We start from the raw sequence: 7,975 nt of genomic DNA on the forward strand, positions 1-7,975 counted from the left end.
CGGCACTCAACCGCATGATCCAACTCTGCAAACCAGATAGCTATGCAGTTGAGGCTTAATTAGGGCTGGCTCAAGTCTAGCTCTGTCTCTTTTAGCAATCATGCAACAAAGCCCTTGAAAGACGCTGTTCCCTTGTCCAACTCCTTTCACTTGTCCTTTTCTGATCATATTCATTGCCTCAATCCCTTGCAACGTTCTTTTGGCACTATTGATTGGCTTGAACCCCATCATTAATTTAGTAATTCGTTTGATGTTTCTGTGGTCTTGCTCAACCACGTTATTCAAGTATTTCACTTGCCGCAACTCAATTTCTGCTGCCAGTGCTTCATCATCCGTCAGGATTTCCATTACCACTGGATAAGCTGTGTTATTGTCCACCTTAATGACTCGTGGAGCCTGAGTGTGCTGCGCTTTGAACACTTTACGGAAAAACCGAACGGCTGCTTTGCTATCTCGTGAGCGCACTCAACATGAAATCTAGGGTACTGCCTTGCGAATCGACGGACGCAAACAGTGTAACGCATGAGTTGCAGCAGTCAAGTCTTAATGTTCATTCCCAGGGTTGAATTTGCTCATGGGAGCTATTTCTATAACGGTTTTACTGGCATGATTGTGCTGCTGAGCAATTTTTTGATCCATGCCTATTAGACCATTATTCTTTCGTCTGAGCTTTCTTGCCCTAACGCTAAGTTGCTTGGTTTCACCTGCTGCTGCTCAGTCTGCTGCTCAGGCAGCCATCAATCCTAATTTAAGCTTGCCCTTTATCTTAGTGCAGGTGGCTGTCATCGTGGGGAGTGGAATCGTCCTCCACTATTTTCTGGGACAGTTAAAGCATCGATTGCTGGCGATCGCTCAGCGCCGTAGTTGGATTCAGGCAACTGACTCTGAAGTTCATGCTCCACTGGAGTTGTTTCTCAAACTGCTTCTCAGTGCAGCGCGATTGAGTTTATGGATTGGTGTTGCTCTGTATATTACGAAGTTATTTCCTGCTACGCGACGCTGGAGTAATCAAGCCATTAGTTCGATCCTCTCAAGCTTTACGGCTCCTGTGATGGTTTTAGGCAGACGGGCGTACTCCATCATCGACCTGCTCATCCTGGGCGCCTTACTCTTTGGCGTCATTATTCTGGCAGGCGTGCTTACCAATCTCCTACGTTCTCGTGTATTACAGCGCGCAGGCATTAATCGTGGATTGCAGGAAGTCATTGCGATGCTGACGAAGTATAGCGTGGTGACGATCGCCACAATTATTGTGCTACAGCTCTGGGGACTCGATTTAAGTTCTCTCACTATTCTGGCAAGCGCACTGGGTGTTGGGATTGGATTTGGATTGCAAGATATTGCGAAAAACTTTGGCAGTGGGCTTGTTCTAGTGTTTGAACGACCGATTCAGGTGGGAGACTTTGTTGAAGTTGGAGAATTCAAGGGTACGGTAGAGCGCATTGGTGCCCGTAGTACCGAAATCAGAACACTAGATCATGTGTCAATCATCGTGCCCAATTCACGCTTTCTGGAGAAAGAAGTAATTAACTGGAGCCACCGCAATCCCGTTTCTCGACTTCATATCCCGGTTGGTGTGGCTTACCATGCAGACCCTAAAACTGTTCAAACAGCGTTACTGGAAGCAGCGCAAAACCATCCAGACGTTTTACAAACGCCGCCTCCAAGAGTTTTATTTCAAGGGTTTGGAGACAGTGCTCTCACCTTTGAATTACTGGTTTGGACTGAAACGCCCAATCACCAATTCCTGCTCAAAAGCGATCTGAACTTTCTGATTTTTGAAGCATTTCAACGATGGCAGATCGAAATTCCGTTTCCCCAACGCGACTTGCATCTGCGTTCTGTTCAAGTTGCACCTGCACTGAGAGAAACTTTGAGCCAGCTCTCGTCCCTGTTCCCAAATGGCTTTGAAAATTCGCAATGAGCGAAAGCCTTACGGATTGCTATAGGGATTGACAAGCGAATTGGATCGTTGGTGACGGTGGTGATCAAATTGTTAGTATTGTCTTTGATCCAGCGTCTCTAAGACAGCTTGATATCGTTCTTCTATCATTTGTCGATCCCACTCCTCTGACAATCCCTGCCGGCTGCCTCGTAGAATCATTCCTGCATGATGACGCAAAGCACGCTTTTGTTCTGGCGTTTTCGCATGGGATGCGATAAGAGCGATCGCATCTAACAGGTGCGACATAACTGCTGAATCGGATTGAGCATACTGGCGAATCGGGCTAAAGGCGCAATCAAACAAGTATTCTAGCTTTACGGGTTCAGCAATAACTCGCAGATTGTGGAATTTGTCGTAGCGGTAGGGCGAAGGAAAATCGCGTTGAACCAGTTGACTAAATCCTGCACCCAATCGATCGATGCAGCGAATCGCCGTAAAGGGATCATTCACCGCTGGAGAAATTGCCCGCAGCGCAATCTCAACAAGCTGTTGGATTGGAAAGGCAATATCCTGTTGCTCAGTGCGCTCTTTACCAAAAATAAAGACTCGATTGATTTTCTTAAATAGTGCAGAAGAATAGCGTTCTTTCGGGTAAACCGAGACGAGTGGGCTACCGGAAATCAGGTATTTTCCAGGTTGCGTTTTCAGCCACAGCAGCCCATCTGTTTGACAAGCAATTTTCATCAGTTCCTCATCATCGATAGCTTGTAAATATCCCTTGTCCTGAGAGCGAACCAATGTCGATCGCGCCTCAAAATCGCTGGGAATTTCTCCGACAGGTCTTTGATGCTGTGCGCGGTGTCCAAGCTGTTCTGGAAATAAGCGATCGATGGCCCGATCTAGCTCTCTGCCGACATCAGTAATGACTTGAGAAACCTGAATAATGGTCGAGGCATGGTGAATAAAATAAATCAAAACCAGCACGCTGACGATCGCTAGCACCATTCCAACCGTAATAGAGAGCTGCGGCACAAACTGATTAAAATCCTCTCCGCGAATATTTCGCAGCACCAGCAGGCAGTAGAGAAATGTGCCAAGGAAAGTTCCTAAAACGATCTGATTGCCCATGTCCTGCATAAAGTTTCGCAGCAGGCGGGGGCCAAAGTTGGAAGCAGCAAGTTGTAGGGCAACGATTGTGATCGAAAATGCCGTTCCCGCAACGGTTGCCATCGAGCTTGCAATAGTTGAAAGCATTGCTCTGGCTCCATCTGGGCCTCCGGTATAGAGCCACCCCCAGTTCGGCGCATTTCCCGATCGATCAATCTCGAGCAGCACCAATGCCAGTACAAAAGCAATTCCTGCAATTAGGGTGGGTAAAAACCAGTAGCTCGATCGCAGCGTATCCCAAAACTTGCTGAGCTTTGTATTTTTCATGCGTCATTTGTCGTACGACCGTTGCCATCGCGCTGCGATCGACTTGTCGCTGCGCTCCGCGTCGTAGCGCGGTGCGATCGGATTTGTGCTAATTTTCGCAGTGAACCACCGATGCTACCTGATTTGGGAACTTCCTGCTTACCTGCGGGCCAACCTTCGCGCTGCCGAGAGCGATCGCCATCCGTTTCCTCGGTTTGGTCATGAAACAGAATTTGCTGTGTCGGGAAGGGGAGGTCAATGCCGTTTGCAACTAGTTTATTCTTAATCGCTGTAAGTGCCCGGTCCTGCAAATTCAGCACATCAGCACGGCGAGGCGGTTTAACCCACCAGCGAGCACGAATATTGACTGTGCTTTCTGCTAAATCTACAACGATCGCATCCGGTGCAGGATCGGACAAAATGCCTTCTGTTTCATGAATGGCTTCTAAAATTAGCCGTTTTGCTTCATCAATATCATCGCTGTACCCAATTCCCACATCGTACTCTAACCGACGATGCTCAAAGGCAGTATTGACGGTGACAGAATTAGTAAATAGCTCCGAGTTGGGAATTACAATCCGGCGACCGTCGTAGGTTCTAATCGTCGTGGCGCGAGTCTGGATATTCTCAACCGTGCCCTCAAAATCCTTGAAGATAATCTGGTCGTCTAGCTGAAAGGGTTCGGTGAGTAAAATCAGAATTCCCGCCAGAAAGTTTTGTAGGATGTCCCGGAAGGCAAAACCGATCGCCACCCCACTAATTCCCAATAGCTGAACGAGATCGCCTGCTTTTAGGGTGGGAATGACGATCGACAGCGAAACAAACAAACCCACTAGCAGAATAATCCACTGGGCAAGTCGTCCTAGAATTAGCCCCAAGTTACGAGCATGACGACGCTTCTGGGTTAAACGTCCCACCAGCCGCCGAATCATTCTAGCAACTACAAAGAAGATAGCAAAGACAACGATTGCCAGCACGATATTGGGAATTAGGGCAATGAATCCGTTAATCATGCCCTGCATCTTTTGCCAAGCAGCAGAAATTTCAATGTTCATTTTGAAAGCCTTCCGTTCACCTTCGCCGCTAATGTTATCCAGAAGTCATTGGAGTAACCTCTATCGAAAGTGGCTAGCGGAGAAAGGCACGATCGTAGCTCAAACCGTCATTTTTCCTGCTTCTGATGTAATAGAGCTTGAAGTTCACCTCTCAATGCCGTAATTTCTGCCTGTAGCTCAGCGATTCCCTTTGCTCCTGCCACCTCTGCTTCTGGATTTTCAGCATCTCGACCCACAAAAAAGGTGGCGAGGGTTGCAGTGACATAGCCAAAAACCGCAAAGGCATAAAGCGCCAGCAAAAAGCACAGGATTCGTCCCTCTGGCGTTTGTGGAAAGTAATCTGCTCCCATTGTGGTCATCACCATTGCTGTCCACCAGAGTGTAGCTCCGTAGTCAGTTAGAGTAGACTCAGGAACCTCATGCTCGAAGGCAAACATTCCAGCGGATCCAATCAGAGTAATGACTGCCGTTAATCCCACTACATAACCAAAGCCTCGGCGATTGAAGCTTGCCGCTAATACTCGCATTCCGCCATTCGCACGGGTCATCACTCGCAACAGTTGCAGTCCTCTGGCAGCACGAACTGTTTGGAATGCCCGCACTACTTTTACGACTCGCAACACTCGTAGAGCAGGCAACAGGAGCGAAATGGCAAGCAGCCAATTCCGTTTCAAGTAAGCCAACTTGCGTGGAGCCAGAAAAAGTTCCAGTCCAAAGTTGAGAATAAAGACAATCCAGATCGTAATCCCCAGTGTGTCCAGCAGGGGTGAGAGTCCCCAAATTAACTCAACCACAAACAGGACAAGCCACACAAAGCTGAGCAGCAGCATGGGAATTTCCAGCCAATTCTCAATCTGTTGCAGAATCTCATTCTGCTCCTGCTCCAAGACGCGTTTTGAGGACAAATTTGTATCACGGCTCATCAACTGATCCTCTCGTCATCAATTCTGATTGGGTGGTGCAAGAACGTTCACGCTTACTAAGGGAGTGATATTTTTATACTGCTCTGTCAAACGGGCTTGAATTGCCTTGGTGAGACGATCGCGGATTATCGCATCAGATTCAGTTGCATCCGGCGATCGCTGCACATACAAAACTGTGAGCAATGTATTTTGTCCCGAAATACTTGATCGGGTAAACCGTACGTTGGCTTCTACAAGCTGAGCTGAAGGCTCTTGCCCAATTACCTGGTGTACTTCTGCATTGGCTCGTTGACTAAGGCTCGCTCGCTGTAAATTCGGTGAGTTGGCGAGCTGCCACACTAATAATCCGATTAATGCCAGTGCTGTAATAAGTAGAGCAATAGGAAAGACCAGTTTTTTGCCACGAGTGTACCTTGCACCCCTTGTAGAGAGTCCAAACCTGCGAAACAAGAGAGCAGCGGATAGATTAATGCCACAAAGCTGTAGCAGCAATAAGAATAAACTGCCTGTCGCCAAATCCCATCGACCAATCGCCACTGCCATTCCCACAACCCCGGCAGGTGGAGCAAGCGAGGCAGCCACCAGCATTCCAGTTGCGGCTCCAGACACCAGGCTGCTGCGCTCCGACTGCACCAAATTTAATGCGCCTGCGGCTCCGGCAGCCAGAGGTAGTAATATAGCCGTTACTGATACCTGGCTGCGTTCAATCATCTGAGAAGTGGCGATCGACTGTCCGAATAGAAGGCTGAGGAGCGCAGCGATTGCTATCGTCAGGCTCAAGGCAGAAAAGTATCTCGCAAGACTGCGCCCTAAAAGTTTTCGATCGCCCCTTGCTGTTGCAATCGCAGCAGTCATCGCTGGACCTGCAAAGGGTGCGATTAGCATTGCAGCAGTTAAAAGATAAATCGTATTAGTAAAAAGCCCTATCCAGGCTACCACGCCTCCCAGGGCAGCATACCCTAAAAAGCCCTTCCAGGAGCCAACGCTTTGTAATCCCGACAAAAAAACTTCCACCGGACTACGAGGCTCAACATTCGTAACCTGTTCTGCAGCTTGATTGCTAGGTGGATGGAGTGCCATGACCCCAGAAGGCAGCAGGGTAATATGGACATCCGGCAAACTTTCCAATTGTCTGAGAAAATCTTCAACTCTGCGGTTAGAAATATACACAATCACTAAATCCAGGGCATGATCGAGGCTATTCGCTTCAATCTGAACCAGATTCACGCCCTGATGATCTTTGGCAATATTCAGGACATCCTTGCCGTGTCCCTGTGGAACCTGAACGATAAGTTGCCGCATAATACCCTCCTGCTACTAACCATCCCGTACTGCTAAGAAATTCGATCTCTAGCTAAGGGAAGATTGTAGAGGCATGTTTTTTGATAATGGAGAGGATGACAGTTCATTTCGTTTAAATTCAATCCCTTGCTACTGATAGATGAGTTTTAGGACTAACAGATTTCACTAAATTTCTGCACAATTTCTCCACCTTCTAAGGGTACGCTCTTATTCTAAGGAAAATATTTAATTTCCTTATTCGTTACAGACTCTATGCCTTAACGGGTGCAGATTTGTCAATTTGCACAACACTACTTTATTCAACTCGAAGAATCGCTCTACTGCTCAATGAAACACAGCTATGTTCCAGCCGCGTTCACCAAGGTTTATGCTCGGCAGCGAGGTACACCAATTACACCCTCTGAATTTGCTGTATCTACTTCTGATCCTGATCAAGGTTATATTCAGTAACCCTTTAAACTTCCTCTGATGAATCCTCCTGAAGAAGAGAAGACAGTTCCCGGTTGAGTCTGCCTGTGCGAACCAACTCAGCATAAGTATCTGCTTCAATCGCCAGCAGTTCCTGCTTAAATTGTTCTGCTGCAAAGATGCGGAGGTCTGGATTTTCGTCCTGTAAGGTATCGATTTCTGCGGTCAATCGTTCGATTTCGCCATTAATCAGAGCCTCCTGATAACGGTAAAACTCCGGCTCAATGGCAGGGCGATTTTCTGGCTGACCTAGCTGCTGCAAAACCCGTTTCATAGCGGCTAAACGAGCGACTGTTTCCTGGAACTGCTGACGTAAGGGCTGATCACCCAATAAATTTAGCTTCTGCAGCAGTGGCTGAACCGTGAGTCCCTGCACTAACAGCGTGAATAGCACGACCCCAAACACTGTGGCAATGATTTCTTCTCGAGCAGGCAGAATCACAGGAACACTTAATGCCAGGGCGATCGATACAGACCCCCGCAGTCCACCCCAGAGCAAAACTGTTTGTTCAGGTAGCATAATTTTGGATTGGGTGAAGCGATTGCTGATTGCGCTTAAACCATAGATGGAGATTGCTCGTGTCACAATCATCGCAACGAGGGTAATGACGATCGTGCCCAGGTTTTGTCCCAGGATATCGAAGCGAATCTGATCACCAATCAGTAGAAAAACAATCGAGTTTACGAAAAAGGCGAGAAACTCCCAAAACTCGCTAACAATAATTCGAGTGCGGGGATTCATGCCAATGCGAGAACCAAAGTTGCCTAAAATTAATCCGGTCGTCACGACTCCAATTACCCCAGAACCACCCAGATCATCAACAATCAAATAAGTGCCATAGGCAGAAACCAGTGTTAGCGACTGTTCCACTAGCGGCAGATCAAACCGCTGTGTCAAATAGGAGATGCCAAATCCAATCAGGCTGCCG

Annotated in this window: 7 protein-coding genes; 1 reads left to right on the forward strand and 6 read right to left on the reverse strand. The window is 47.7% G+C overall.

Going from position 1 to position 7,975, the window contains the following annotated elements:
• Positions 1 to 6: 6 nt before the first annotated feature.
• Entirely contained in the window at positions 7 to 465 is a 459-nt protein-coding gene (locus H6F80_RS08655; RefSeq protein WP_190791173.1) for a DDE-type integrase/transposase/recombinase, read from the reverse strand.
• 172 nt (positions 466 to 637) lie between these two features.
• Here H6F80_RS08655 and H6F80_RS08660 point away from each other — a divergent pair, with 172 nt between their 5' ends.
• Positions 638 to 1,924 (forward strand): mechanosensitive ion channel family protein, encoded by a 1,287-nt coding sequence (locus tag H6F80_RS08660; RefSeq protein WP_190791174.1) that lies wholly within the window; start codon positions 638 to 640, stop codon positions 1,922 to 1,924.
• 72 nt (positions 1,925 to 1,996) lie between these two features.
• On the opposite strand, the gene H6F80_RS08665 is transcribed toward H6F80_RS08660, so the two are convergent.
• From H6F80_RS08665 to H6F80_RS08685, 5 genes are all read right to left on the reverse strand, one after another.
• Positions 1,997 to 3,319, reverse strand: coding sequence for a DUF2254 domain-containing protein (locus H6F80_RS08665; RefSeq protein ID WP_190791175.1), 1,323 nt, complete (start codon positions 3,317 to 3,319; stop codon positions 1,997 to 1,999).
• On the reverse strand, positions 3,316 to 4,353 hold the full coding sequence (locus tag H6F80_RS08670) for a mechanosensitive ion channel family protein (protein WP_190791176.1): 1,038 nt from the start codon (positions 4,351 to 4,353) through the stop codon (positions 3,316 to 3,318). The genes H6F80_RS08665 and H6F80_RS08670 overlap by 4 nt, the downstream gene beginning before the upstream one ends.
• 107 nt (positions 4,354 to 4,460) lie before the next feature.
• Positions 4,461 to 5,276: a potassium channel family protein gene (locus H6F80_RS08675; protein ID WP_190791177.1), complete on the reverse strand. Its 816-nt coding sequence runs from the start codon at positions 5,274 to 5,276 to the stop codon at positions 4,461 to 4,463.
• Between the two features lie 18 nt (positions 5,277 to 5,294).
• Complete coding sequence (locus H6F80_RS08680) at positions 5,295 to 6,578, reverse strand: TIGR00341 family protein (protein ID WP_190791178.1); 1,284 nt, start codon at positions 6,576 to 6,578, stop codon at positions 5,295 to 5,297.
• Positions 6,579 to 7,032: 454 nt separating this feature from the next.
• On the reverse strand, positions 7,033 to 7,975 hold a 943-nt coding region (locus tag H6F80_RS08685), incomplete at its 5' end, for a cation:proton antiporter (protein WP_190791179.1).

It is taken from the genome of Leptolyngbya sp. FACHB-711 (genome assembly GCF_014695615.1).
GTDB lineage: Bacteria > Cyanobacteriota > Cyanobacteriia > Elainellales > Elainellaceae > Leptolyngbya_A.